Here is a 26,565-nt window from a genome sequence, read left to right on the forward strand (position 1 = left end):
TGTTTGAAAGAATGTAATCTTTCGGACAGGATATTTTTATTTTATTTACGAAACGAACAAAATCAGCGCAATAATTTACGAGTTTGCCTTCTTTTTGAAAGATATTCATAAAAAAGTTTACATTTCCGACAAAAAATGTGGTTATTTACAATTACTTAACATTAGCTACACACCACCTTAAATCTCAGGCGTTATAGTAATACTTGTAAGGAATAACAATTAAAAAAACAAGGTGGGAATAAGATAATGAAAAAGAAGTATTTGGGAATAGTAGCAATGTTAGCAGCAGTAATGCTTGTCTTCGCAGCATGTGGAAGTGACAGCAGTTCATCAGATAAAGCAAACGGATCAACAAAAGGGGATAAAGAAGTTTCTGGCTCATTAACAGCAGTCGGATCCACTGCACTTCAACCACTCGTTGAAGCAGCTTCCAAAGAATTTACAAACACAAACCCTAAAGCACAAATCAACGTGCAAGGCGGCGGTTCTGGAACTGGTTTAACACAAGTACAACAAGGCGCAGTGGAAATTGGTAACTCGGACGTATTCGCTGAAGAAAAAGACGGCGTAGATGCTTCGAAACTAGTTGATCACCGTGTAGCAGTTGTTGGAATGGCTCCAGTAGTAAACAAAGATGTAGGCGTTAAAAACATCACTAAACAACAATTAATCGATATCTTCACTGGTAAAACAACAAACTGGAAAGACGTTGGCGGTAAAGACGAAAAAATTACAATCATCAACCGTGCAGAAGGAAGCGGAACACGTGCTACTTTCGAAAAATGGGGACTTGATGGTAAAACACCAATTAAAGCACAAGAACAAGATTCATCTGGTACAGTTCGTAAAATCGTAAGCGAAACTCCAGGAGCAATCAGCTACCTAGCATTCTCTTATATCGATGCTTCCGTAGTTGGCCTTTCACTAGACGGCGTGGAACCAACTGAAGACAAAGTAGCAACAAACGATTGGAAAATCTGGTCTTATGAACATATGTATACAAATGGCGAACCAAAAGGCCTAACAAAAACTTTCTTAAAATACATGACTTCTGATGAAGTGCAAAACAATATCGTACCACAACTTGGTTACCAATCAATCAAATCCATGAAAGTGGAACGCGATGCATCTGGTAAACTAACTGACGTAAAATAAAAAGAATGAAATGGGCGTCTATCCTAGTAATATCAGGATAGACGTATACCCATGTTAGGAGTAAACATGGGAGGAGAAAGGAGCTTACGTGACTTGGAAGCGATAAAAGAAAAGAAGCTTACACAAACTTCTAAAAAGGCGCATCTAGAAACTAGAGGCAAAATAATTACATTCATCTGTATTTCCATCATGGTTATTGCCGCGGCGTCTATTTTATTTTTTGTTATATCAAAAGGTTTAGCTACATTTACGGTCAATAAAGTGTCTTTTGTTGATTTTATAACTGGGACAGACTGGAATCCTTCGCAAAAAGATGCAAATGGTAATCCATTAGTTGGTGCTTTGCCAATGATTATTGGTTCATTTGCAGTAACACTTTTTGCAGCTTGTATTGCTGGCCCACTTGCAATCGGTGCCGCAATTTTTATGGTGGAAATTTCACCTAAGTTCGGGAAAAAAGTTTTACAACCAGTTATGGAACTTTTAGTTGGAATTCCATCTGTTGTTTATGGATTCATTGGACTAAGTGTTGTCGTTCCGTTTATTCGTGACCATATTTCGGGAAGTGGGTTTGGTATTGCAGCTGCGACGGTCGTTTTAACAGTGATGATTTTGCCGACTGTTACTTCACTAAGCGTGGATGCGATTAAATCTGTGCCACGTCACTACCGAGAAGCTTCATTGGCGCTTGGAGCAACACGTTTCCAGACGATTTGGAAAGTAGTACTTCGTAGTTCGCGATCTGGGATTTTGACAGCGATTGTTTTTGGGATGGCACGTGCATTCGGTGAGGCTCTTGCTGTACAAATGGTTATCGGGAACTCTGCGGTTATTCCAACATCCTTATTCGAGCCAGCCTCTACATTAACTAGTATTTTAACAATGGGTATGGGAAATACGGTTATGGGTACGCTTGATAATAATATCCTTTGGTCACTTGCAATGGTGCTACTAGCAATGTCACTATTCTTCATCATTGTGATCCGTTTCATCGGACGTAGGAGGAAAGTCAAATGAATGTAAAAACAAAAGATAAAATCGCGACAGGCGTGTTCTATGCTATTGCCGTATTAATTGTTGTTATCTTAGCTGGTTTATTAGGCTATATTTTAGTAAAAGGTGTTCCGCAACTCAGCTGGAAGTTTTTGACGACCCCACCACAGTCGTTCCAAGCTGGTGGCGGAATCGGCCCAGAAATCTGGAATTCATTTTATATGCTTATTATTACGATGCTCATCTCTGTCCCTATCTCGCTCGGAGCGGGAATTTATATGGCAGAATATGCGCGTAAAAATTGGATTACAGATTTAATTCGTACAACAATCGAAGTGCTTTCCTCGCTTCCTTCTATTGTAGTTGGGCTATTCGGTTTCCTTGTTTTTGTTATTCAAATGGGGTGGAGCTTCTCAGTTATTTCCGGGGCGCTTACACTAACGATTTTCAATTTACCATTATTAATTCGTGTTGTTGAAGAAGCACTTAATGCGATTCCCAACACGCAACGTGAGGCGGGACTTGCGCTAGGTTTATCCAGATGGGAAACGATTACTCGAGTACTTGTTCCGGCCGCGCTACCAGCAATCATTACGGGGGTTATTTTAGCAGCAGGACGTGTATTCGGTGAAGCAGCCGCGCTTATTTTCACAGCAGGCCAAAGCACTCCAATCCTTGATTTTACTGACTGGAACCCAATGAATCCAGCTTCACCATTAAATATTTTCCGCCCAGCAGAAACACTTGCAGTTCATATTTGGAAAATTAACGGCGAAGGAATTATGCCAGATGCGCAAGCCGTTTCTGACGGAGCATCAGCCGTATTAATTCTATCCGTATTACTTTTCAATATTCTCGCTCGCTTGCTTGGAAAAGTTGTTTATAAACGCATGACTTCATCGTAAAAAGCCAGGAAAAGGAGATTAAAATGATGTTAACAAAGAAACCTGAAATCAATACTATTTTACAAGCAACACCAGATCCTCATTCACTTCCTGCTGCGATGGCGACCGAGGATTTACACGTATACTACGGGGATAACCACGCAATCAAAGGTGTGGATTTAACTTTCCCAGAAAATAAGGTTACCGCTTTAATTGGACCATCTGGTTGCGGGAAATCTACTTATCTACGAGCATTAAATCGCATGAACGACGAAATTGATGGTTGTCGTATGGAAGGCCAAATTTTATACGATGGTATTAATATTAATCGTAAAGAAGTCGACTTGTACAACGTCCGTAAAGAAATCGGGATGGTATTCCAAAAGCCAAACCCATTCACAAAATCCATTTATGAAAATGTTGCTTTTGGACTTAAACGCCATGGCATGAAGAATAAAAAAGAAATCATGGAGCGCGTAGAGAAAAGCTTGCGCCGTGCCGCACTTTGGGATGAAGTAAAAGACGATTTAGGAAAAAGTGCGCTATCACTTTCCGGTGGGCAGCAACAACGACTTTGTATCGCTAGAGCAGTTGCCATGCAGCCAAAAGTGTTGTTACTTGATGAACCAGCATCTGCACTCGACCCGATTTCAACAAGTAAAATTGAAGATTTAATCAATGAGTTGAAAAATAAATATACAATCATTATCGTAACGCATAATATGCAACAAGCAGCTCGAGTTTCTGACTACACTTCTTTCTTCTATCTAGGGGAAGTTGTGGAATTCTCAGGAACATCCGAACTTTTCACAAATCCCCAACAAAAACAAACCGAAGACTATATTTCTGGTAACTTTGGCTAGAAAGGAGCTTTTTTATGACAACCGAAACTGCTGAAAAAGTAGAGTATATCATTGAAACAAAAGATGTAGATTTATTTTATGGTTCCAAACAAGCACTACAAAAAATCGCTTTAAATATTAAAAAGAATCAAGTGACCGCCTTAATTGGTCCGTCGGGTTGTGGGAAATCAACTTTCCTTCGCACGCTTAATCGAATGAATGATTTAATTCCCAATGTGAAAACGACCGGAGAAATTCATATTGGCGGCGAAAATGTCCAAGATCCTAAAATCGATATGGTTAATTTACGAAAAAAAGTGGGTATGGTTTTCCAACAAGCCAATCCGTTCCCATTTTCGATTTATGATAATGTTGCTTATGGGCCACGGATGCACGGTGTGAAAGATAAAAAAGTGCTTGATGAGATTGTAGAGAGAAGTTTGCGTCAGGCGGCTCTTTGGGAAGAAGTACATGATAGACTGGACCGTTCAGCAATTGGAATGTCTGGTGGACAACAGCAGCGACTATGTATCGCGCGCGTTCTGGCCGTTAAACCTGATGTTATCTTGATGGATGAACCAACTTCGGCGCTAGACCCAATTTCGACAGCAAAAGTAGAGGATTTGATTTTAGAATTAAAGAAAGACTATACGATTGTCATTGTGACGCATAATATGCAACAAGCGTCCCGGATTTCCGATGAAACTGCCTTTTTCCTTAACGGGCGCATCGTGGAATTCGCGGATACGACGAGTATTTTTACCAACCCAGCAGAAAAAGAAACCGAAGACTATATTTCAGGACGATTTGGATAAAGGAGTGTTATTATGGTAGTCAGAAAAATTTTTACGGAACAGTTAAACGACTTGCACCAACATCTAATGGAAATGGGAATGCTTGCGAATGAAGCTATTTTTAAAGCAGTGAAGTCACTTGTACACCGCGATACGGAACTTGCCAAACAAGTAGTTGCAGAAGATAAAGCCATCAATAATATGGAGCTTTCACTGGAACAACGCTCTTTTGAATTAATCGCTTTGCAGCAACCAGTTGGCATGGATTTACGAAAAATTGTTACTGTGCTAAAAACAAGTTCTGATTTAGAACGGATTGGCGACCACGCAGTAAGTATTGCCAAAACTGCTATTTTAATTGGCGAAAGTAAAGTTTTAAAACCAATTCCGGAAATTCCAGAAATGGGCGAAATCGTAAAATCGATGTTACAAGACGTGTTAAAAGCATATCTTGCAGAAGATGATGTTGCTGCTCGCGAAATTGCAATGCGCGATAATGAAGTTGATAAGCTACACAAAATCGTTTATCAAAAATGTATTCATTTCATGCAAGAAGAGCCAGAACATATTGAAGATGTTTCGCAACTGCTCTTAGTTTCTCAGTACATCGAACGTATTGGTGACTATGTAACGAATGTCTGCGAATGGATTGTTTACTTGAAGAGTGGCGAAATTGAAGATTTAAATAGATAAAAAAAGCCCGATATCCTGCCTTTCAGGTTAATCGGGCTTTTTTTAGGTGTGTTAGGCGGTTTAAATAACTTCTCAAATATTTAAAACCTTTTTTATTCCCCAGCTCTCCTTCCCTATTGATAAAAAAATTGTATCACTTATTTAGCAGAAATCGATTTTTTGCTCATATTTAATCATTTTTTAACGGAGGTGCCTGTTAAACTTGCGGAATCATTCCTATTTAAGTATCATATGAGTATATGACCATATATGGAAAATGGAGTGATATTCAATGGAAAACGCAAAACAACCATTAGATGAAGAAACGCTATTTAGTGTAACGCAGATTTTTAAGTCGCTTTCTGATCCCACGCGTGTGCAGATTTTAAATTTGCTTCAAGACCGCGAATACTCTGTGAATGAAATTGCGCGGACACTCGCGTTTAACCAGACGACAGTTTCGCATCAGCTGAGATTTTTAAAAAATTTAAGACTGGTGAAATCAAGACGTGAAGGTACGACGATTTATTATATGCAAGATGACAATCACGTATTAGAATTACTTACACAAGCAATTCGACATGTGCATCATCATTAATTGGGAACGCTCAGAAAACCTTTTTAGGAATGATGGGTGTTTTTTATCCCAAATAAACAGAGATTATGGTAAAGTAAGTAACAAATAAAAGCTTGGAGGAAGTATTTTGAAGAAATTATCACCAATGCAAAAATTCATTGTTATTACGGGAATTATTGTGATGATTATTATTTCGATTTTAGCGGTAGTGTGGAATAGCAATCTTACGGTAGTCATCGGTTTATCAGTTGTTCAATTTATTTTGATTCAATTAATTTGTTATGTGGGGATTTACTCGCATATGAAAGTCGGGACGGCGCGCGGGGCGAAACTGTTTAGCTGGGGAATACTAACAACATTTTTATTTTCAGCCATTATCTTTATTTTTGCTACTGACAACTTTAGAACTTATTCAGCAGCGATGATTGCACTAATTGGTTACTGCGCGGCGCTGATGATGCGTGAAATCGAAAATACGAATCCAGCTAATAAAAAACAAAAACGCGAAGAATAAAACGAAGAATGGAGGGATACTATGGGAATTCATCAATATTTCCAAAGTTTATCAGATTTAGAAAACATTTATCGTTGCCCAGGAAAATTTAAATATCAAGAGCATTCTGTTGCAGAACATTCGTATAAAGTAACTTCGATTGCCCAATTTTTCGGTGCGGTAGAGGAAGAAGCTGGGAATGAAGTGAATTGGCGCGCATTATACGAAAAAGCGTTAAATCATGATTATTCAGAGCTTTTCATCGGGGATATTAAAACGCCTGTGAAATACGCAACGACAGAACTGCGCGAAATGCTTTCAGAAGTAGAAGAAAGTATGACAAAAAACTTTATTGAGCGAGAAATTCCAGAAACTTTCCAACCAATTTATCGTCATTTGCTAAAAGAAGGTAAAGACAGTACGTTAGAAGGGAAAATCCTCGCTATTTCTGATAAAGTTGATTTGTTATATGAATCCTTTGGCGAAATCCAAAAAGGAAATCCAGAGAATATTTTTGTGGAAATTTATAGTGAAGCACTTGCGACCATTTATCAATACCGGGAAATGGCTAGTGTGAAGTACTTTTTAAAAGAAATCTTACCAGATATGCTTGCCGAAAAAGGTATCGAAAAAACAGAATTACCGCAGTTAACGACGGAAATAACGACAAAAGCATTGCGAGACGCTTAAAAAAAGGGGAGGGAAGTAAGATGGATCAAATTATATCTGCGCTTATTTTCCCTTGCCTGCTAGTTATTCTTTTTGCGAGAATCACTTATAATCGTTATGTGGCGCTGCTTTTGATGGTGATTTTGATTGCTGCATCTGCTAAGTTAGGTTATACTAATTCGCTTTGGCTCGTTGTGATTGATGCCTTTTCAATGACAATTGGTTTTGTGCTCGCGACTTATATGCTGCGCCGGTTGAAGAAGCGTGGCAGTGACTTTTAACAAGGCAAATATATAGGTAGAACCGTGTAAAAGTGATAAAATAAAGAAAAGCGTAATCAACAGGTTGCGTTTTTTATTTTTTACTAAATGCGAAAATACGTTCGGTTTTTGCTAGGCTAATTAAAATATTTATGATAAAATAGAAACATTAACGGATCTGAAAAAAATCCGCTTTTTGCTTTGCTGGAGTTTTCACAAGTAAAGCTTTTCAGATGCCAGAATCGGACCGATAAAGAATAGGGGGAATCCGAGTTGAAGGATAAATTTGAGTTAGTTTCTAAGTATAGTCCACAAGGAGACCAACCTAGAGCAATAGAACAATTAGTTGCGGGATTAAGAAAAGGCTTGAAACACCAAACTTTACTTGGTGCAACCGGTACAGGGAAAACTTTTACTGTATCCAATGTGATTCAAGAAGTAAATAAACCAACACTTGTAATGGCTCATAATAAGACGCTAGCAGGTCAGTTATATAGTGAATTTAAAGAGTTTTTCCCAAATAATGCTGTAGAATATTTTGTCAGTTACTATGACTATTATCAACCAGAAGCCTATGTTCCACAAAGTGATACGTACATCGAGAAAGACGCCAGTATCAATGATGAAATCGACAAGCTTCGTCACTCGGCTACGGCCTCTCTTTTTGAACGGCGCGATGTCATTATTATCGCCAGTGTGTCGTGTATTTATGGCTTAGGTTCGCCGATTGAATACGGAGAAATGCTCGTTTCGCTTCGTGTCGGTATGGAGATTAGTCGTGATGAATTACTGCGCAAATTAGTAGATATCCAATATGATCGAAATGATATAGATTTCCAACGCGGCCGCTTCCGAGTTCGCGGTGATGTGGTCGAAATTTTCCCAGCATCCAGAGATGAACATTGTATGCGGATTGAATTTTTCGGCGATGAAATTGAACGTATTAGAGAAGTAGATGCACTTACTGGCGAAATTATCGGAGAAAGAGAACACGTCTCGATTTTCCCAGCATCTCACTTTGTTACTAGACCAGATATTATGAAAAAAGCAGTCGTTAATATAAAAGCAGAACTAGAAGACCGTCTCAAAGTATTGCGTGCGGACAATAAATTACTCGAAGCGCAACGACTGGAACAACGGACGAATTATGATTTAGAAATGATGGAAGAAATGGGCTATTGCTCGGGTATTGAAAACTATTCCAGACATCTATCTCTACGTCCGGCGGGAGTTACACCGTACACTTTGCTAGACTATTTCCCAGATGATTTCCAAATGGTCATAGATGAGTCACACGTGACGATGCCGCAAATCCGCGGAATGTTCAACGGAGACCAAGCCAGAAAACAAATGCTTGTCGATCACGGTTTTAGATTGCCAAGTGCTTTAGATAACCGACCACTTCGACTAGAAGAATTTGAGAAACATATCAACCAAATCATGTTCATATCCGCCACACCAGGCCCATACGAACTAGAAAAAAATCCAGATGTCATCGAACAAATCATTCGACCAACTGGCTTGTTAGATCCGATTGTAGAAATTCGCCCAATTCAAGGACAAATTGATGACCTAATGGATGAAATTAACGACCGTGTCGAGAAAAATGAACGCGTCTTAATCACAACGCTAACGAAAAAAATGTCGGAGGATTTAACCAATTATCTCAAAGAAGCTGGCGTCAAGGTCCAATATCTACACTCAGAAGTAAAAACATTAGAACGAATTGAAATCATTCGCGATTTACGACTTGGCGTGTATGACGTTATCGTCGGAATTAACTTACTGCGTGAAGGAATCGATTTACCGGAAGTTTCATTGGTAGCAATTTTAGATGCAGATAAAGAAGGATTCCTACGTTCCGAACGTTCACTAATCCAAACAATGGGGCGTGCTGCGCGTAATGAAAATGGTCGAGTAATCATGTACGCAGATAAAATGACTGACTCGATGCGCAATTCCATTGGTGAAACAGAGCGTCGTCGTAAAATCCAAATCGAATACAATGAAAAACATGGCATTACGCCAAAAACGATCAAAAAAGAAATTCGTGGTATCATCGCAGCAACTTCTGCCGCAGATGAAAGAGAAGCAGTGAAGCAACATGATTTAAGTAAGATGTCTAAGAAAGAACGCGATGTATTCATTGAAGGTATGGAACATGAAATGAAAGAAGCAGCCAAAGCACTTGATTTCGAACGTGCTGCTGAACTTCGTGATGCTTTACTGGAAATAAAAGCGGAAGGATGAAGCGAAATTGGATAAAGAGAAAATAGTAATTCAGGGTGCAAGAGCCCATAACTTAAAAAACATTGATGTAGAGATTCCTAGAGATAAGTTAGTAGTTATGACTGGCCTTTCAGGTTCAGGTAAATCTTCGCTTGCTTTCGATACAATTTATGCAGAGGGACAAAGACGTTACGTTGAGTCTTTATCCGCATATGCACGCCAATTTTTAGGACAAATGGATAAACCAGATGTAGATTTAATTGAAGGTTTAAGCCCGGCTATCTCCATTGACCAAAAAACAACAAGTCGTAATCCACGTTCCACAGTTGGTACCGTTACGGAAATCCACGACTATTTGCGCCTACTTTATGCTCGAGTTGGACACCCAGTTTGTCCTAATCATGGCATTGAAATCACGTCGCAAACAATCGAACAAATGGTAGATCGTGTTCTAGAATATCCAGAAAAAACTCGTATTCAAATAATGGCCCCAATCGTTTCTGGCAAAAAAGGTACACATAAGAAAACAATCGAAGAAATCAAAAAAGAAGGTTACGTACGAATTCGTGTTGATGGCGAAATTTACGATATCAATGACGAAATCGAAATCGAAAAAAATAAAAAGCATTCCATCGAAATCATCGTCGACCGTATTGTAATCAAAGAAGGCATCAATACACGTCTATACGATTCAATTGAAGCAGCACTTCGCTTAGCAGATGGTTATGCAGTTGTCGATATAATGGACGATAAAGAATTGCTATTTAGCGAGCATTACGCTTGCCCTTATTGTGGTTTTTCAGTTGGTGAACTAGAACCAAGAATGTTCTCTTTCAATAGCCCGTTTGGCGCTTGTCCTACATGTGACGGGCTTGGAACTAAATTAGAAGTTGACGTCGATACAGTTATTCCAGATAGAAGCCTATCTTTAAACGAAGGCGCTATTGTTCCTTGGCGTCCAATTAGTTCGCAATATTATCCACAAATGTTAGCTTCCGCCTGTAAAGAATTCGGAATTGATATGGATACACCACTGGAAAAACTAACAAAAGAAGAATTAGACATCATTTTAAATGGTTCCAAAGACAAAGAATTCTATTTCGAATACAAAAATGATTTTGGCATGACACGCGAAACTTGGATTCCGTTCGAAGGGATACTTCCTAATATCGAACGACGCTACCGGGAAACAAATTCCGACTTTACTCGCGATCAAATGGCGCAATATATGACGGATTTGCCTTGCCCATCGTGTAAAGGTTATCGTCTCAAAGAAGAAACACTTTCCGTTAAAGTAAACGACCACCATATTGGTCAAATCAGCGAGTTTTCCATTAACGAAGCACTTGCTTTCTTTGATGGGCTGGAACTTTCCGAAAAAGAAACGCAAATTGCGGCTCCGATTTTCAAAGAAGTGCGTGGTAGACTCGGTTTTCTAAAAAATGTTGGCCTCGACTATCTCACAATGAGCCGTGCAGCTGGAACTTTATCTGGTGGAGAAGCACAGCGTATTCGATTAGCTACCCAAATCGGTTCAAGACTCACAGGTGTGCTTTACATCCTTGATGAGCCTTCCATTGGACTGCATCAGCGAGATAACGATCGTTTAATTAGTACTCTTCAAAGCATGCGCGATATCGGAAATACGCTCATTGTCGTTGAACACGATGAAGATACGATGATGGCCGCGGATTACCTCATTGATATTGGTCCAGGTGCTGGTGAACATGGCGGACGAATTGTTGCAGCCGGAACCCCAGAAGAAGTGGCTAATAATAAAGACTCCATCACCGGAGATTATCTTTCAGGCAAAAAATTCATTCCAGTTCCTGCTAAACGAAGAAAAGGTAATGGCCTAGAATTAGAAATTATCGGCGCGAAAGCTAATAATCTAAAAAATGTAAATGCAAAAATCCCATTAGCCACTTTTTCCTGTGTTACCGGAGTTTCTGGGTCAGGAAAAAGCTCGCTTGTAAATGAAGTACTACGCAAAGCATTAGCGAGAAAACTAAATCGTAACCACGCCAAACCAGGCGAACATAAAGAAATAAAAGGTATCGAGAACTTAGAGAAAATCATCAATATCGACCAATCGCCAATCGGAAGAACACCAAGATCTAACCCAGCAACTTACACAGGAGCTTTCGATGATATTCGCGATCTGTTCGCAAGTACCAACGAAGCAAAAGTACGTGGCTATAAAAAAGGTCGTTTTAGCTTCAACGTAAAAGGTGGCCGTTGTGAGGCTTGTAAAGGCGACGGTATCATCAAAATCGAAATGCATTTCTTGCCAGATGTGTATGTACCGTGCGAAGTTTGTCACGGGAAACGATATAATGGCGAAACATTAGACATTCGCTACAAAGGTAAAAATATCGCGGAAGTTTTAGAAATGACTGTTGAAGAAGGACTAGAATATTTCACGAACCAACCAAGAATTGCACGTAAACTACAAACAATTGTAGACGTTGGGCTTGGCTATATTAGACTTGGACAGCCAGCAACAACACTTTCCGGTGGAGAAGCGCAGCGTGTCAAACTAGCTTCTGAACTTCATAAACGCAGTAATGGTAAGTCATTTTACATTCTCGACGAGCCAACTACAGGACTTCACGCAGACGATATCGGCCGTTTACTCAAAGTGTTACAAAGATTGGTAGAAGAAAATGGCGACACAGTGCTTGTTATTGAGCATAATCTTGACGTTATCAAACAAGCCGATTACTTGATTGATTTAGGTCCAGAAGGTGGCGATGGCGGCGGCCAAATTATCGCAACCGGCACACCAGAAAAAATCGCTCGTTCCAAAAAATCCTACACAGGCAAATACTTAAAGCCAATTTTAGAACGCGATAAAGAACGAACAGAAGAACGAATTGCAACAGCTAAGAAAAAATAATCCAAATTCCGCTTATTAAAAATATAAGCGGAATTTTTTTAGTTTCCAATGCCGAACCACCCAAAGTCCAAACAAATAATCATCCTCTGGTTGTATGACAGAAATTATTTTTTCCTTCATAATAGAGACATAGTTAAAACAGATATCTCACTTGCATGTGAAAGCAAGCCTAAAATAGTTTAGCCTAAATTATAGGAGGAAATGAAAATGGAAAATGAACGTAAACGTATTCTCGAATTAGTGAAACAAGGTATTATTTCTACAGAAGAAGCCCTTACTCTACTTGAAAATATTTCCAAAAAAGAAGGTAAAACAGCAGCTAAAGAAAACATTCGTCGTTCTGCAGCTCCGAAAGAAGAGAAATTCGAAGAGCAAGAAGAACCTGCATATGATTATAGTAAAGGCTGGAACAATGAAGGCAATCCTTATACTGCACCAAAAAGTCGTAAAAGACGCCCTGAACCAAATCCAGAAAATCACGAAAGATACGAAGATGAAAGCGAAAATACTTCCAAAGATCGTGAAGAGTCCATGCGCAACATGGTCAACGATTTATCCCAAGCGGGCGAAAAAATCGGCTCTTTCCTAAATAATGCATTTAAACAAGTGAAAGATATGCCGTTCCCGTTCCTGACATCTACAAAAATCGAACGTGACTTCGTTTACCATGACACAACACTTTCTATTTTAGAATTTGAAATTGCTAATGGTAATATTGAATTTAAACCATCCGATTCAAATGATATTAAAGTACACGCGATGATTAAACTGTTCAAAGAATATCCAGAAGATGAAGCACTTAAAGTCTTCTTTGATAAAACAACGTTACGTGTGGACGAAGAGACATTGCGTTTTGAATCAACATCGAAACAAATCGTTACAAACTTAACTGTCTACTTGCCACGTCGTGAGTATGATTATGTTTCCGTTAAAATGCTGAATGGTAACTTCCATTTGGATGAATTATCTGGTCGTGATTTATTTGTCAAAACAACCAATGGTAATATCAGCCTAGGCACATTAAACGCCACTTTAGCCGAAATTGAATCCATTAATGGTAACGTTCGTATCCAAAACGGTGAAATTCGCGATGTTGCCCTTAAAACTTTCAACGGTAACGTAGCAGCCAAAGGTAATTACTACTCCACTAACTTGCAAACAAAAAATGGTAACGTCAATTATCAATTAACTGGAAACGAAGCCACTTTCTTAAAAGCAAAAACTGGTGCAGGAAATATCGAAGTGATCGTACCAGCGGCAATTGGTGTAGACGGCCGTTTCCATACGAACCTTGGTAAATTACTTTTAGATTTAAAAGATGCAGAAATCTTGGAATCTAAAACTGAATCTGTGAGTAAATCAATTATCTTCACTAAGTTACCTGACGCAGCTGATTCTTCCTTGAAAATCGAAGCAGAAGCAACAACTGGATCCGTAAAAATTCGCGATGTAAAATAATCAACTAAAATCTAGCGCCGTGAATGCGCGCTAGATTTTACATAGAAATAAGAAAGGAAGAACTAACATGGATAAAAAATTAAGAAGATCAAGAGTGGACCGGAAAGTCGGCGGTGTATTTGGCGGACTAGCTGAGTTTCTAGGAATAGATGCCACACTTCTGCGACTTATTTATATCATCATCACCATTGTTACGATGAAAACCGGTATTGCGATTATCGCTTATATAGTTGCCTTGTTTGTGATTCCTTCTTCTGATACAAGTAATGAGGAAGTGCTCGAACGGCATCGTCGCCGCGTGGAAGAAAAACGAAATCGCCACGCTGGCCGAAATCAAGCTAGACAGGAAGTACGAGAAGCGATGAGAAATAGCCATCATCACAGAAGACAAAGATCAGAAAGTGCTGAGCCGATTCATCACGGCGCAAGAAAGAAAGAAGCACGTCCTCGTCCAGTACGAGAATTCAATTTTGATAGTGCGACTTTCCGCTCATTTACAATTCGAGTGGCGACCGGGGATGTTATTATCCGTTCTTGGGACAAAGACCAAATGAAACTCCGCGCAGTTCTAGCTGTTCATGAAAAAGCGCGTTCAATTCGTCAATTAAGTGAAGAAAAACTATGGGATTATTTCTTTAGCCAAACAATGCTAGATATTTCCCCGGATAGTTTCACTTTTGAATCAAAAAATGAACTGTTAAAAACCGATTTAGTAATTACAATTCCAAAACGTTTATATGAGCAAGTGAAAATTCAATTACTAAATGGTAATTTGAAATATGACGATACTGCTGCAGAAGATGCGATTATTAAAACACGTCATGGTGATATACGTTCATCCGGAGCTAGTGGGAAATTTCTTAGCACCGAATCAGCAGATGGTGAAATCTTCTTTAAACGTAGCACAGTCGAAAATGTAGATATGTCTACTGCAAAAGGTGATATTGCCCTTCAAGGAAACTTCCTTACAACCATTGCCAAAGCAGCGCAAGGTGATGTGGAATATATTCTCGAAAATGACAATTCTTCAGCGGCCGATTTAGACGCACCAAATGGCGATATTCGAATTCAAATTCCGCCAACATGGAATGTCGATGGAACGCTTGGAACAAAAAAAGAAAAAATCTATTTTGACTTGAAAAATGCCAAAATTTGGGACGATGCAGAAAGAACTTTTGTTTTCACTCAAAATGCCGAAGAAATCAGCATGGCAACACTTCAAGCAAAAGTTGGAAATGGCATTATCAAGATTTCTGAACTTGAAACAAAAAACGTTTAATAAAATGAAAGGAAGGGAAAACAATGAAAAAGTTATATAAATCTTCTTCACAGAAAATGATTGCCGGTGTCTGTGGTGGGCTAGCAGAGTACTTTAATATTGAAGTTACACTTGTACGTTTACTATGGGTGGTAGCTAGTTTATTCTTAGGCTCTGGTATTTTACTTTACATCATTGCCGCAATCATTATTCCAAAAAGAACACCTGAATCAGAATGGGAGTGAACTAAAACATGCGTTGGATTATAGGCGTAATTATTAACTCGGTGCTTTTTGTAGCTTTATCGGGATTCTTTACAAGTTTTCATGTAGATGGGTTCACGACAGCGCTACTAGCGAGTTTTATATTAGCAATTCTTAATATGCTAATTAGACCTATTTTACTCCTTTTAACTTTACCGATTAATATTTTCACACTTGGACTTTTCACCTTTGTTGTCAATGCAATTATGCTTGAAATGACTACCTTCTTTATTGGAGATTCTTTCCAAATTGACGGTTTCGGAACAGCATTAATTCTGGCGGCAATTATGGCATTCGCTAACATGATTATTAATTCCGTTTTATGGGGTAATAAAGAAAATTAAACATTCCAGCTACATTTTGAGGCTTAAAACAGCTTTTTAAATGTAGCTGGTTTCGCTATGTAGAGCCATTTGTAAAGAAAGAACTAGCCTGATTCTCTCGAAAGTGCTAAAATGATAGGGAGCTTTCTAAATAATATTTTGTAGCGAACAGTAATGGACTTTTATAATTCATTTGGAGGTACTTGCATGACAAAATCGGTTACGGTAAAGGATTTAAAGGAACGACTTAATTTAGAGCTAATTTGTTCGGAAACGGGACTTGAACGGCCAATTTTAACTAGTGATTTATCTCGGCCTGGACTGGAACTTACAGGGTTTTTCTCTTATTATCCAGAAGATCGTGTACAACTTTTTGGCATGACTGAAATATCGTTTTCAGAAGGTATGGAACCGGAAGAACGTCTTAAAAGATATAAGCAAATGTGTACGAAGCGGACTCCTGCTTTTGTTATTTCTAGAAACTTAGAAGTACCGAAAGAATTGGTGGCTGCCGCGAAAGAAGCGGATATTCCGGTATTACGCTCGCGACTTAAAACAACGCGTTTATCTGTTTATATTACGAATTACTTAGAAAGCAGACTTGCGCCAGTTATTTCGATGCATGGTGTTCTAGTGGATATATATGGTCTAGGTGTTTTGATTACAGGAAGCAGCGGTGTTGGTAAAAGTGAAACAGCGCTTGAACTTGTAAAACGTGGGCATAGGCTTGTAGCAGATGATAATGTAGAAATTCGTCAAGAGGATGAAATGACGTTAATTGGTTCCTCGCCAGCGATTATTGAGCATTTACTAGAAATTCGCGGTCTTGGAATTATTAATGTAATGACTTTATTTGGAGCAGGAGCTGTTCGTTCCAGTAAAAAGATTACAATCGTTGTGCACCTTGAAAACTGGGATCCTGACAAGCATTATGATCGTGTCGGTTTAGACCAAGAAATGACAAAAATCTTTGACATGGACATTCCAAAAATTACTGTTCCAGTACGTCCGGGACGAAATTTATCTGTTATTATTGAAGTAGCGGCAATGAATTTCCGATTGAAGAATATGGGATATAATGCGGCAGAGCAATTTACACAAGACCTTAACAATTTAATAGGTCATAACAGCAGCATGAATGACTAAATAAATAGAGAAAGCACCTCCGCAGCCAAACTGACATTATTAGTATCTTGTTTGGTTGCGGAGTTGTCTTTTTGAAAGTAGGGGAATTATGGGTAATGGTGTTCAGCCACTTGATCCAGTGGCGATTCAAATTGGTAGTATTTCTGTAAAATGGTACGGAGTTATTATTGCTTCGGCTGTTGTGATTGCGTTACTTCTTGCTTTAAGTGAGGCAAATAAGCGCAAAATGGATAAAGAAATTATTGTGGATTTGCTAATTTGGGCAATTCCAATTTCAATTATTAGTGCTCGGATTTATTATGTTATTTTTGAGTGGGATTTTTATAAGAATAATCTCGGAGAAATAGTGAAGATTTGGCACGGTGGTATCGCGATTTATGGTGCGTTGATTGGTGCGGTACTTACGGCTGTTATTTTCTCGCGAATTAAGAAAATTTCGTTTTGGCAACTTGCGGATGTCGTTGCGCCGAGTTTGATTATTGCGCAGGCGATTGGACGTTGGGGTAATTTTATGAACCAAGAAGCACATGGGGCTGAAACTACTCGTGCTTTTCTGGAAGGTCTTCATTTGCCGGACTTTATTATCAACCAGATGTACATAGATGGTGCTTATTATCAGCCGACTTTCTTATATGAGAGTTTATGGAATGTGCTTGGATTTATTGTTTTATTAATTATTCGCCGCACAAAGATTCGCAGCGGGGAATTGTTTCTTAGTTATGTAATTTGGTATTCATTTGGAAGATTCTTTATTGAAGGAATGCGGACGGACAGCTTGATGTGGGGTGACTTTAGAGTTTCGCAAGTACTATCTTTACTACTAATTGTTCTGTCGATTGGCTTAATTATTTATCGTCGTTTGAAAATGAATCCGCCATATTATATGGAAGATAAATTTGGTAAAGTAGTTAAAAAGAAATAAAAAAGTTGGAGATTTTCGAGTTTGATTAAGAAAGGAAGAAATTATGACTGGGAAAATTACTACATTGTTGTTTGACTTAGATGGTACGCTTATAAATACGAATGAATTGATTATTAAAACTTTTCAAGTGACGTTACAAGAATTCTTGCCGGACCGGGTTTTTACGAGAGAGGATATTTTACCGTTTATCGGGCCTTCTTTAATGGAAACTTTTCGGGAAATCAATCCAGCGCATGCGGATGAAATGCGTGCTTTTTACCGCGAGTATAATTTGAAGCATCATGATGATTTGATTTTAGAGTATGATGGGGTTTATGAAGCGATTCGTGCGTTATATGAAGAAGATTATAAATTGGGGATTGTATCGACGAAAATGTACGATACGATTATGCGTGGACTTAAAGTGACTGGTTTGGATAAATTTTTCCAAGTGGTGATTGGATTAGATCAAGTGTCTAATGCTAAGCCAGATCCAGAAGGTATTGAAATGGCTCTTTCTTTATTGAATGCGACAAAAGAAGAAGCGATTATGATTGGTGATAATTACCATGATATTGAAGCTGGGAAAAATGCGGAAACGTTAACTGCTGGCGTGGCTTGGGCGATTAAAGGTCCAGAACATTTGGCTGAGTTCCAACCTGACTTTATGTTAGAAAAAATGAGTGACTTACTCGCAATCGTGCGGGACGAGGAATAGATTTTGAGACGGCTGGATAGGTTTAAGGCGCCCGATGAAACAGTCAACACGCTTTTTCAAGTGTATAAAACGATTTCTTTTTGGAAGGCGTTGAGAAATACATTAGTAATTGAATTTGGTCGTTTTTTTCCTTGGATGGGCGGTAAACGTAAAATGTACCGTGCTTGTCTTGGAATGAAGATTGGCGAAAAGACTGCCATTGCCTATAAAGTTATGCCGGATTTATTTTTTCCAGAAAAGATTACGATTGGTGAAAATACGATTATTGGTTATCATACGACTATTTTGACGCATGAATATTTGCTTTCTGAGTATCGTGTTGGGGAAGTTGTGATTGGCCGGGATGTGATGGTTGGCGCGAATGTCACTATTCTTCCTGGCACTGTAATTGGTGACGGGGCGGTGATTGCTGCTGGTGCAGTTGTCTCGAAGGATGTTCCCGCAGAAAGTTTTGCTTATGGGAATCCTTTAATCATTAAAGAAAAAGCTGCTTTGGAGTAAAAGCCAAAGTAGCTTTTTTGTCGCCCAAAGTAATAAATTCTATGATATACTCATTAGAATAAGGATAATGTTGGAGGTGGAAAAATGGAAAAAGACAAAAAAACACCCGCAAAAATCTATCCATTTTATCCAAATGGTCAGTTTTATTTTGAACGCGGTGTCGAAGCGTTTCGTGATCAAAGAATTAAAGAAGCAATCAGGTATTTAGTAAGGGCATCTGAACTGGAACCGGGAGAGGCTGTTATTCTTTGTCAGCTGGCGATATGCTACACAGAAATTGGTCAATTCCATAAATCGAATCAACTACTTAGAGATATTCTGGAACAACGTAATGGGAATATGGAGTACTGCTATTATTTTATTGCCAATAATTTTGCGTATATGAAAGATTATCGTAGAGCATTGCAGTATGCTAATCGTTATGTCGATACAGTGTCTGACGGGGAATATACCGAAGAAGCCAAAGATTTAATTGAAGTATTACTGGAAGAAACTCCTTTTGGCGAAACGCTTGAAAATGGTTTTTCGAAATTAGAGCAGGAATTCTATGCTTATAAAAAAGAAATTAATCGCTATTTAGCGGAAGAAGATAGTGCGTCGGCTTGTGATATTTTAAGAAAAGTCATTGATGAGAAGCCGAATTTTTGGCCTGCTTATAATCAACTGGCAGCACTTTATTTTGAGCAATTGAAAGAAGAAGAGGGCGTTAAAGTTTTAAGTGATTTACTTTCGAGAAACCCGGGAAATCTGTTAGGGATTTGTGATTTGTTTATTTATCACTTTTATAAAGGGAATCGCAAAGAGGCGGACGCGCTTTACTTGGAACTGCGAGATGTACTACCAGTGCTGGCTCATCATAAAGAAAAGCTTGGTTTGATTCATGCGATGATGGGTGAGTTTGAGGAAGCGGACGATTTGCTCGAACAAGTGGCTGATTTGGAAGTGACAGAGCGTAGTAAATATTATTATTTCCGAGCAAAGGCTTGTTATTATTTAGATGAAGTGGAAGGCGCGAAAATGTTTTGGCATTCTTTTTTAGAATGTGATTTGTATGAGGATGTTAGGTTTCCGTTTGAGCAAGAGGCGGATTTAACGAATGATACGCGGCTTGTTCTTGATATGCTTCAAGAGGAAGATGATTTGGTTCATATGCTAGGTGTATATGCGCTAACAATTTCTAGCAATCGTCCGGAATTAGTATTGTTCCATCCGCTACTTGATATGAGTAATTGGTCTTATATGGAGCATTTGATGTTTACTAATTTTGATTATTTCCCGGATGGAGATATTGAGCAAAATGGTTATTTGATTGCTAAAGCGATGATGATTTTAAGAGAAAAAGGCATTTTGTTAAATGAAGAAAATATGGCGCTTTATAAGCAGATGTTTTCGCTCGTTTTAACAGACGCGGGAAAAGATTTGATATTGGGTCGTTATACGATAGAGACGGTGGCGAGTGCGATTGCAAAGCTATTTTTACCGCAATTGAAACTTAATTTAGTTGAAGAATTTGAATGTGGTAAATGTGCACGCGATATCGAGCGAGCTATGAGCAGATAAATAGACCTTTTTGCTATTCCGTATTAGGATTAATTTAGGCTAACTATTGTATACACATAAATGAGGAGGGCAAAGAGAATGGCTAGTGAAGAAAAAATTTATGATGTGATTATTATTGGGGCGGGACCTGCTGGAATGACAGCAGCTTTATATACTTCCCGTGCAGATTTAGATACGTTAATGATTGAACGCGGTGTACCCGGCGGACAAATGGTAAATACAGCAGAGGTAGAAAATTACCCTGGATTTGATAGCATTTTAGGACCAGATTTATCCGATAAGATGCTTAGTGGTGCGAAACAATTCGGCGCTGAGTATGCTTATGGTGATATTAAAGAAGTCGTTGATGGAAAAGAATTTAAAACAGTAACAGCTGGTGCAAAAACGTATAAAGCGCGGGCAATTATTATTGCAACTGGAGCTGAACACCGTAAACTTGGTGCAGCTGGTGAAGAAGAGCTTAGCGGACGCGGAGTTTCTTACTGTGCAGTGTGTGACGGAGCGTTCTTTAAAAATCGCGAATTAATCGTGGTTGGTGGCGGGGACTCTGCGGTTGAAGAAGGAACTTATTTGACTCGTTATGCAGATAAAGTAACGATTGTACACCGTCGTGATAAATTACGCGCGCAACAAATTTTACAAGATCGTGCTTTTAAAGATGAAAAAGTTGATTTCATTTGGAATAGTACGGTAGAAGAAATTGTTGGCGACGGCAAAAAAGTAACAGGTGCCAAAATTGTTTCTACTGTTGATGGTTCAGAATCAATTATGCCAGTGGATGGTGTTTTCATCTACGTTGGACTTGTGCCGCTTACGAAAGCCTTTTTAAATCTAGGTATTACAGACGATGAAGGTTACATCAAAACGGACGAAGAAATGCGTACAAATCTTCCTGGTATTTTTGCAGCTGGAGATGTTCGCGCGAAAAGCTTACGCCAAATTGTTACAGCTACTGGCGACGGCGGACTTGCTGGACAAAATGCACAAAAATATGTGGAAGAATTAAAAGAGTCATTAGAGGCTGAAGCAGCAAAATAATAGTAAAAAACGTAAATGGGTCTAGGATTATTTATCTTGGACCCATTTTTGCGTGACTACATAGGCTTGAGTAGTGTAGAATGAAAGACAAAGACTATCGTTAGGAGAGATAAATAATGAGTATTGTTGTACTTGGTGGAGCGGGCTATATTGGCTCTCATGCAGTGGATGAGTTAATTACTCGCGGATATGAAGTTGTTGTTATTGATAATTTAAGAACTGGACATAAAGAATCTATTCATAAAGAGGCAAAATTTTATGAAGGAGATATTCGCGATAAGGCGTTTTTAAGTTCGGTTTTTGAAAAAGAAACGGTTGATGGTGTGATTCATTTTGCTGCAAGTTCGCTTGTGGGAGAATCGATGGAAGTGCCATTAGAGTATTTAAATAATAATGTATATGGTACACAAATTGTTTTAGAAGTGATGGAGCAATTTGGCGTGAAACATATTGTCTTTTCTTCAAGTGCGGCTACATACGGCGAGCCAGAACGTGTGCCGATTACAGAAGATATGCCAACAAACCCAGAAAGTACTTACGGCGATACGAAGCTAATTATGGAAAAAATGATGAAATGGTGCGATAAAGCTTACGGCATGAAATTTGTTGCACTACGTTATTTCAATGTGGCTGGGGCGAAAGCGGATGGCTCGATTGGTGAGGACCATAAGCCAGAATCCCATTTAGTGCCAATTATTTTACAGGTTGCGCTTGGTCAACGTGAAAGATTAGCGATTTACGGGGATGATTATAATACGCCGGATGGCACTTGTATCCGTGACTATGTGCAAGTAGAAGATTTAATTGATGCGCATATTAGAGCGCTAGAATATTTGAAAAATGGTGGAGAAAGTAATGTTTTCAACCTTGGTAGCAGTAATGGTTTTTCGGTGAAAGAAATGCTTGAAGCCGCTCGTGTTGTAACAGGAAAAGAAATTCCAGCTGAGGTTGTGCCGCGTCGTGCGGGTGATCCGGGAACATTAATTGCTTCTAGTGATAAAGCGCGTGAAATTCTTGGTTGGGAGCCGACGTATACAGACGTAAAAGATATTATCGCAACTGCTTGGAAATGGCATGTATCTCATCCAAATGGCTATTAATAACTATGAAGGAATGTGATTTTCATCGAAGTAATCAAGGAATATTTTGGCAAATTTGAGGGAGAAACGGTTTGGCAGTGGACACTCGTAAATGACCATGGTATGCGCATGAGCGTGTTAAATTATGGCGCGATTGTGACTTCCCTTGAAACGAAGGATAAATTTGGTGATTTGGCGAATATAAGTCTTGGATTTACGAATTTAGATGATTATTTGGCGCACTCTCCGTATTTCGGTGCTACGCTTGGTCCGGTTGCTGGTCGCATTAGTAAAGGCCAATTTAGTCTGGACGGGAAACAATTTCAATTGACTCAAAATGAAGGGGCTAACCATCGTCACGGTGGCAAACTTAACTTTAGTAAGAAGCTTTGGGATGTTTCTGTGGAAAAAGAGTTAGATCAGATTGTGATGACTTTTGAATATCGCTGGGCAGACGGAGAAAATGGCTATCCGGGGAACATCGATGCAAAAATGACTTATACACTTAATAATAAGAATGAGTGGCTGATTGATTATGAGGCGAAAGCGGATCAGCCGACTATTTATAACCCGAGCAACCATATTTATTTTAATTTGAGTGGGGAAGCTGGCTCTACGGTATTGCAACAGCAACTTTGGGTTAATAGTGATGCCTTTTTGCCGATAGATGAAGCATCCCTTCCGATTGGCGAAATTCGGTCAGTTGAGGGTACTATTTTTGATTTGCGGGCTGGGCGTGAGGTAGATGAGGTTACTCAAAGTGATGACCAGCAAGTGAGGTTGGTTGGTGCTGGACTTGATCATGCGTTTCTTTTAAAACATGAAAATGGTCGTCCGGATGCGGTTTTGTTTGATCCTAAGTCAGGTCGTCGTTTGGAAATGGAAACGGCTTGTGACTCGGTTTTAGTTTATACAGCAAATAGTTTGGATGGCTCTTTTGAAATTGAGGGGCGGGCTGTGCCGAAATATGCTGGTTTAACAATGGAGACGCAAGGCTTGGTGGATGCGATTAATCATGACGGATTTAGTGATATCGTGTTACGACCAGAAAAACCTTTTACATCTAGGACAGCTTTTCGTTTTACGGTGGAGAGTTGATTATTTTAAATAAAGTAGTTTTCAACGAAGGAGTGTAGGGAATGAATTGGCAAGAAGAATATCAGAAATGGATTTCTAATGAGAACTTGGATAGCGCATTAAGAACGCAACTAACGGATATGAAAGCGAATGAAAAAGAGCTGGAAGATAGCTTTTATCGTAATATGGAATTTGGAACGGCGGGGATGCGCGGCGTACTTGGTGCTGGGACGAACCGTATGAATATCTATACGATTCGTAAAGCGTCGCTAGGTTTGGCGCAATTTGTGGCTGAAAATGGTGAAGAGGCGAAGGAACGTGGGATTGTTATTGCGTATGATCCTCGTCATATGTCACGCGAATTTGCGTTTGAATCGGCGGCAGTTTTAGGGCATCATGGTGTGAAAAGCTATGTGTTTGACGCGCTTCGACCAACGCCGGAACTTTCTTTTGCGGTACGTCATTTAAATGCGTTTGGCGGGATTGTTATTACTGCCAGCCATAATCCACCAGAATACAATGGCTACAAAATTTACGGTGAAGATGGCGGGCAAATGCCTCCAACTGGCGCGAGTGCAGTTATTGAGTACATAAATGCAGTGGAAGATATTTTTTCTGTAGAAGTGGCGAACCAAGAGCTATTAATCGAAAATGGCTTACTTGAAGTAATTAGTGAAAAAGTAGACCGTCCATATTTGGAAAAATTAAAAGAAGTGATTGTAAATAAAGAACTTGTTCAAGAACGCGGTGAGGAGTTGAAAATTGTTTTCACGCCGCTTCATGGTACTGGCGGAATTCTTGGTGTTCCTGCGCTTGAAAGTGTTGGTTTCACGAATATCGTTAAGGTGGATGAGCAATTTGTGAATGATCCTGATTTTGGGACGGTGAAATCGCCTAACCCGGAAAATCGCGAAGCCTTTTTACTAGCGATTGAATATGGTAAAAAGTTTGGCGGCGATATTTTAGTAGGAACTGACCCAGATGCTGACCGTTTAGGCGTGGCTGTTCGTAATGCTGACGGAGAATATGAAGTATTATCTGGAAACCAAATTGGCGCGATTATTTTACATTATTTATTGAAACAAAAGAAAGCGCAAAATGAGTTGCCAGCTAATGCGGCGGTATTGAAATCGATTGTAACGAGTAATCTTGGAACGGAAATCGCGAAGCATTACGGTGCTGAAATGATTGAAGTATTAACTGGTTTCAAATTTATTGCGGAACAAATTAAGCATTTTGAAGAAACTGGCAAGCATACGTTTGAATTTGGTTATGAAGAAAGTAATGGCTATATGGTTAAGCCGTTTACACGTGATAAAGATGCGATTCAAGCCGTTCTTGCGGTTGCAGAAGTGGCGCTTGTTAGCAAAGTAGCAGGTAGAACTTTATTAGAAGATTTAGATCAAATTTATGATGAATTTGGTTATTATAATGAGGATCTCGTTTCACTTACGTTAAGTGGAAAAGATGGTTCTGAGCGCATCAAAGAAATTACAAGTAGCTTCCGCGAACAACTGCCAACAAGTATGGGCGGATTCGTCGTAGAACGTGCGGAAGATTATTTGAGAAGCGAAACGACTTGGATTGCAACAGGAAAAACCGAAGCGATTCATTTACCAACAGCAGATGTGATTAAATGTTATTTTGAAGATGGTTCATGGTTCTGTTTACGTCCATCAGGCACAGAGCCGAAAATCAAATTCTACTTTAGTATTCGCGGTGAAAGTAAAGCCGAGAGTACCGCAAAATTAGAAAAAGTAAAAGCTGATTTGATGCAACATATCGAAGCTTAAAAAGAAAAATCCCGGAAACTCTATTTAGAGACTTTTCCGGGATTTTCTAGTGAGAAGTGTGCTAAAATGGAAGGTAGATATTATTTGTGCGAAAGGATGAGGCAGATATGGCTTCTAAACAATTAAAATTAGTAATCATTACTGGGATGTCTGGGGCAGGAAAAACAGTTGCAATGCAGTCTTTAGAAGATCTCGGTTATTTTTGTGTAGATAATTTACCGCCAAGTTTACTTCCGAAGTTCTGGGAGTTAATGAAAGAAAGCGACAAAATGGAAAAAATTGCGCTCGTAATGGACCTTCGCGGACGCGAGTTTTTCGATTCGATTGAACCAGCGCTTGATGAATTAGATAATACCAATTTTATAACAACAAAAATCCTCTTTTTAGAGGCAGATGATAAGGTGCTTGTTTCGCGTTATAAAGAAACGCGTCGTCACCATCCACTGGAGCCAAATGGTTCGGTGCTTGATGGGATTACTGCGGAACGTGAACTGCTTAGTGATTTAAAAGGGCGTTCGCAGCTAGTTATTAATACGTCGAATATGGCGCCACGTGAGTTACGCGAACGAATTAATAATGAATTTCAAACCGAAGATAAAGATGTATTCAATGTGCAATTGATGTCGTTTGGTTTCAAATACGGGATTCCAATTGATGCAGATTTAGTATTTGATGTGCGCTTTTTACCGAACCCGCATTATATCGACAAAATGCGTCCACTGACTGGACTTGATGAGGACGTTTATGAATACGTGATGAAATGGCCAGAAACGCAGACCTTTTTAGATAAATTAGTCGATTTATTAATGTTTACTCTTCCTTTCTACAAACGAGAAGGGAAGACACAGTTAGTAATTGCAATTGGATGCACAGGAGGACAGCATCGTTCTGTGGCTTTGACTGAGTTCGTTGGCAAGGCAATCCAACAAAAATATGAGACAACGATTTCACACCGAGATATGAAACGTAGAAAGGGTCGTTAA

The 26,565-nt window shown here is 39.2% G+C and carries 26 protein-coding genes; all 26 read left to right on the top strand.

Translation table 11 applies throughout. From position 1 onward, the window contains the following. The first annotated feature begins 246 nt into the window (after positions 1-246). Positions 247-1,155 (top strand): phosphate ABC transporter substrate-binding protein, encoded by a 909-nt coding sequence (locus tag HCJ55_RS11850; RefSeq protein WP_185392339.1) that lies wholly within the window; start codon positions 247-249, stop codon positions 1,153-1,155. Between the two features lie 93 nt (positions 1,156-1,248). Then, positions 1,249-2,172: a phosphate ABC transporter permease subunit PstC gene (gene pstC / locus HCJ55_RS11855; RefSeq protein WP_077949479.1), complete on the top strand. Its 924-nt coding sequence runs from the start codon at positions 1,249-1,251 to the stop codon at positions 2,170-2,172. Further along, entirely contained in the window at positions 2,169-3,053 is an 885-nt protein-coding gene (gene pstA / locus HCJ55_RS11860) for a phosphate ABC transporter permease PstA (RefSeq protein WP_008948738.1), read from the top strand. The genes pstC and pstA overlap by 4 nt, the downstream gene beginning before the upstream one ends. A 26-nt stretch (positions 3,054-3,079) precedes the next feature. Further along, a complete protein-coding gene (pstB, locus tag HCJ55_RS11865; protein WP_003725427.1) occupies positions 3,080-3,895 on the top strand; it encodes a phosphate ABC transporter ATP-binding protein PstB in 816 nt (271 codons plus the stop codon). Between the two features lie 14 nt (positions 3,896-3,909). Then, positions 3,910-4,689 carry a phosphate ABC transporter ATP-binding protein PstB gene (pstB, locus tag HCJ55_RS11870; RefSeq protein WP_008948736.1) on the top strand — a complete coding sequence of 260 codons (780 nt, stop codon included), beginning with the start codon at positions 3,910-3,912 and terminating at the stop codon, positions 4,687-4,689. Between the two features lie 12 nt (positions 4,690-4,701). Continuing rightward, the gene (gene phoU / locus HCJ55_RS11875) at positions 4,702-5,361 is read left to right on the top strand and encodes a phosphate signaling complex protein PhoU (protein ID WP_008948735.1); all 660 of its coding nucleotides are present in this window, start codon (positions 4,702-4,704) and stop codon (positions 5,359-5,361) included. A gap of 271 nt (positions 5,362-5,632) precedes the next feature. Further along, positions 5,633-5,938: an ArsR/SmtB family transcription factor gene (locus HCJ55_RS11880; protein WP_185504628.1), complete on the top strand. Its 306-nt coding sequence runs from the start codon at positions 5,633-5,635 to the stop codon at positions 5,936-5,938. Positions 5,939-6,044: 106 nt separating this feature from the next. Further along, on the top strand, positions 6,045-6,431 hold the full coding sequence (locus HCJ55_RS11885) for a hypothetical protein (RefSeq protein WP_008948734.1): 387 nt from the start codon (positions 6,045-6,047) through the stop codon (positions 6,429-6,431). A 21-nt stretch (positions 6,432-6,452) separates the two neighbouring features. After that, complete coding sequence (locus HCJ55_RS11890) at positions 6,453-7,100, top strand: HD domain-containing protein (RefSeq protein WP_185506914.1); 648 nt, start codon at positions 6,453-6,455, stop codon at positions 7,098-7,100. A gap of 20 nt (positions 7,101-7,120) precedes the next feature. After that, positions 7,121-7,360, top strand: a complete 240-nt coding sequence (locus tag HCJ55_RS11895; RefSeq protein ID WP_185504630.1) for a CsbA family protein — start codon at positions 7,121-7,123, stop codon at positions 7,358-7,360. Positions 7,361-7,612: 252 nt separating this feature from the next. Then, positions 7,613-9,589 (top strand): excinuclease ABC subunit UvrB, encoded by a 1,977-nt coding sequence (gene uvrB, locus HCJ55_RS11900; RefSeq protein WP_185503263.1) that lies wholly within the window; start codon positions 7,613-7,615, stop codon positions 9,587-9,589. Between the two features lie 7 nt (positions 9,590-9,596). Beyond that, positions 9,597-12,467: an excinuclease ABC subunit UvrA gene (gene uvrA / locus HCJ55_RS11905; RefSeq protein WP_185518345.1), complete on the top strand. Its 2,871-nt coding sequence runs from the start codon at positions 9,597-9,599 to the stop codon at positions 12,465-12,467. Between the two features lie 207 nt (positions 12,468-12,674). After that, positions 12,675-13,925 carry a DUF4097 family beta strand repeat-containing protein gene (locus HCJ55_RS11910; RefSeq protein WP_008948729.1) on the top strand — a complete coding sequence of 417 codons (1,251 nt, stop codon included), beginning with the start codon at positions 12,675-12,677 and terminating at the stop codon, positions 13,923-13,925. Positions 13,926-13,992: 67 nt separating this feature from the next. Continuing rightward, complete coding sequence (locus HCJ55_RS11915) at positions 13,993-15,204, top strand: DUF4097 family beta strand repeat-containing protein (protein WP_008948728.1); 1,212 nt, start codon at positions 13,993-13,995, stop codon at positions 15,202-15,204. Between the two features lie 23 nt (positions 15,205-15,227). Next, positions 15,228-15,428, top strand: a complete 201-nt coding sequence (locus HCJ55_RS11920; RefSeq protein WP_008948727.1) for a PspC domain-containing protein — start codon at positions 15,228-15,230, stop codon at positions 15,426-15,428. Between the two features lie 8 nt (positions 15,429-15,436). Continuing rightward, positions 15,437-15,790 carry a phage holin family protein gene (locus HCJ55_RS11925; RefSeq protein ID WP_003722616.1) on the top strand — a complete coding sequence of 118 codons (354 nt, stop codon included), beginning with the start codon at positions 15,437-15,439 and terminating at the stop codon, positions 15,788-15,790. A 186-nt stretch (positions 15,791-15,976) separates the two neighbouring features. Continuing rightward, positions 15,977-16,915 (top strand): HPr(Ser) kinase/phosphatase, encoded by a 939-nt coding sequence (gene hprK / locus HCJ55_RS11930; protein ID WP_008948726.1) that lies wholly within the window; start codon positions 15,977-15,979, stop codon positions 16,913-16,915. 88 nt (positions 16,916-17,003) lie between these two features. After that, positions 17,004-17,837 (top strand): prolipoprotein diacylglyceryl transferase, encoded by an 834-nt coding sequence (gene lgt, locus HCJ55_RS11935; protein WP_008948725.1) that lies wholly within the window; start codon positions 17,004-17,006, stop codon positions 17,835-17,837. A gap of 43 nt (positions 17,838-17,880) precedes the next feature. After that, on the top strand, positions 17,881-18,534 hold the full coding sequence (gene ppaX, locus HCJ55_RS11940) for a pyrophosphatase PpaX (protein WP_008948724.1): 654 nt from the start codon (positions 17,881-17,883) through the stop codon (positions 18,532-18,534). A 3-nt stretch (positions 18,535-18,537) separates the two neighbouring features. After that, positions 18,538-19,035 (top strand): acyltransferase, encoded by a 498-nt coding sequence (locus tag HCJ55_RS11945; RefSeq protein ID WP_185518347.1) that lies wholly within the window; start codon positions 18,538-18,540, stop codon positions 19,033-19,035. 84 nt (positions 19,036-19,119) lie between these two features. Beyond that, a complete protein-coding gene (locus tag HCJ55_RS11950) occupies positions 19,120-20,595 on the top strand; it encodes a tetratricopeptide repeat protein (RefSeq protein WP_185506917.1) in 1,476 nt (491 codons plus the stop codon). Positions 20,596-20,673: 78 nt separating this feature from the next. Beyond that, positions 20,674-21,633, top strand: a complete 960-nt coding sequence (gene trxB, locus HCJ55_RS11955) for a thioredoxin-disulfide reductase (protein WP_185503268.1) — start codon at positions 20,674-20,676, stop codon at positions 21,631-21,633. Positions 21,634-21,749: 116 nt separating this feature from the next. Continuing rightward, complete coding sequence (gene galE, locus HCJ55_RS11960; RefSeq protein WP_185518349.1) at positions 21,750-22,733, top strand: UDP-glucose 4-epimerase GalE; 984 nt, start codon at positions 21,750-21,752, stop codon at positions 22,731-22,733. 15 nt (positions 22,734-22,748) lie between these two features. Beyond that, positions 22,749-23,810 (top strand): aldose epimerase family protein, encoded by a 1,062-nt coding sequence (locus HCJ55_RS11965; RefSeq protein WP_185518351.1) that lies wholly within the window; start codon positions 22,749-22,751, stop codon positions 23,808-23,810. A 41-nt stretch (positions 23,811-23,851) separates the two neighbouring features. Then, positions 23,852-25,582, top strand: a complete 1,731-nt coding sequence (locus tag HCJ55_RS11970; RefSeq protein WP_185504636.1) for a phospho-sugar mutase — start codon at positions 23,852-23,854, stop codon at positions 25,580-25,582. Between the two features lie 107 nt (positions 25,583-25,689). Continuing rightward, positions 25,690-26,565: an RNase adapter RapZ gene (gene rapZ, locus HCJ55_RS11975; protein ID WP_185518353.1), complete on the top strand. Its 876-nt coding sequence runs from the start codon at positions 25,690-25,692 to the stop codon at positions 26,563-26,565.

Source organism: Listeria marthii (genome assembly GCF_014227425.1).
Classification (GTDB): domain Bacteria; phylum Bacillota; class Bacilli; order Lactobacillales; family Listeriaceae; genus Listeria; species Listeria marthii.

Bases quoted from the DNA above. Each gene is read 5' to 3' on its own strand.
- HCJ55_RS11850 (WP_185392339.1), top strand. From the start codon at position 247: ATGAAAAAGAAGTATTTGGGAATAGTAGCAATGTTAGCAGCAGTAATG.
- pstA (WP_008948738.1), top strand. From the start codon at position 2,169: ATGAATGTAAAAACAAAAGATAAAATCGCGACAGGCGTGTTCTATGCT.
- pstB (WP_003725427.1), top strand. From the start codon at position 3,080: ATGTTAACAAAGAAACCTGAAATCAATACTATTTTACAAGCAACACCA.
- pstB (WP_008948736.1), top strand. From the start codon at position 3,910: ATGACAACCGAAACTGCTGAAAAAGTAGAGTATATCATTGAAACAAAA.
- phoU (WP_008948735.1), top strand. From the start codon at position 4,702: ATGGTAGTCAGAAAAATTTTTACGGAACAGTTAAACGACTTGCACCAA.
- HCJ55_RS11880 (WP_185504628.1), top strand. From the start codon at position 5,633: ATGGAAAACGCAAAACAACCATTAGATGAAGAAACGCTATTTAGTGTA.
- HCJ55_RS11890 (WP_185506914.1), top strand. From the start codon at position 6,453: ATGGGAATTCATCAATATTTCCAAAGTTTATCAGATTTAGAAAACATT.
- HCJ55_RS11895 (WP_185504630.1), top strand. From the start codon at position 7,121: ATGGATCAAATTATATCTGCGCTTATTTTCCCTTGCCTGCTAGTTATT.
- HCJ55_RS11910 (WP_008948729.1), top strand. From the start codon at position 12,675: ATGGAAAATGAACGTAAACGTATTCTCGAATTAGTGAAACAAGGTATT.
- HCJ55_RS11915 (WP_008948728.1), top strand. From the start codon at position 13,993: ATGGATAAAAAATTAAGAAGATCAAGAGTGGACCGGAAAGTCGGCGGT.
- HCJ55_RS11920 (WP_008948727.1), top strand. From the start codon at position 15,228: ATGAAAAAGTTATATAAATCTTCTTCACAGAAAATGATTGCCGGTGTC.
- HCJ55_RS11925 (WP_003722616.1), top strand. From the start codon at position 15,437: ATGCGTTGGATTATAGGCGTAATTATTAACTCGGTGCTTTTTGTAGCT.
- hprK (WP_008948726.1), top strand. From the start codon at position 15,977: ATGACAAAATCGGTTACGGTAAAGGATTTAAAGGAACGACTTAATTTA.
- lgt (WP_008948725.1), top strand. From the start codon at position 17,004: ATGGGTAATGGTGTTCAGCCACTTGATCCAGTGGCGATTCAAATTGGT.
- ppaX (WP_008948724.1), top strand. From the start codon at position 17,881: ATGACTGGGAAAATTACTACATTGTTGTTTGACTTAGATGGTACGCTT.
- HCJ55_RS11950 (WP_185506917.1), top strand. From the start codon at position 19,120: ATGGAAAAAGACAAAAAAACACCCGCAAAAATCTATCCATTTTATCCA.
- trxB (WP_185503268.1), top strand. From the start codon at position 20,674: ATGGCTAGTGAAGAAAAAATTTATGATGTGATTATTATTGGGGCGGGA.
- galE (WP_185518349.1), top strand. From the start codon at position 21,750: ATGAGTATTGTTGTACTTGGTGGAGCGGGCTATATTGGCTCTCATGCA.
- HCJ55_RS11970 (WP_185504636.1), top strand. From the start codon at position 23,852: ATGAATTGGCAAGAAGAATATCAGAAATGGATTTCTAATGAGAACTTG.
- rapZ (WP_185518353.1), top strand. From the start codon at position 25,690: ATGGCTTCTAAACAATTAAAATTAGTAATCATTACTGGGATGTCTGGG.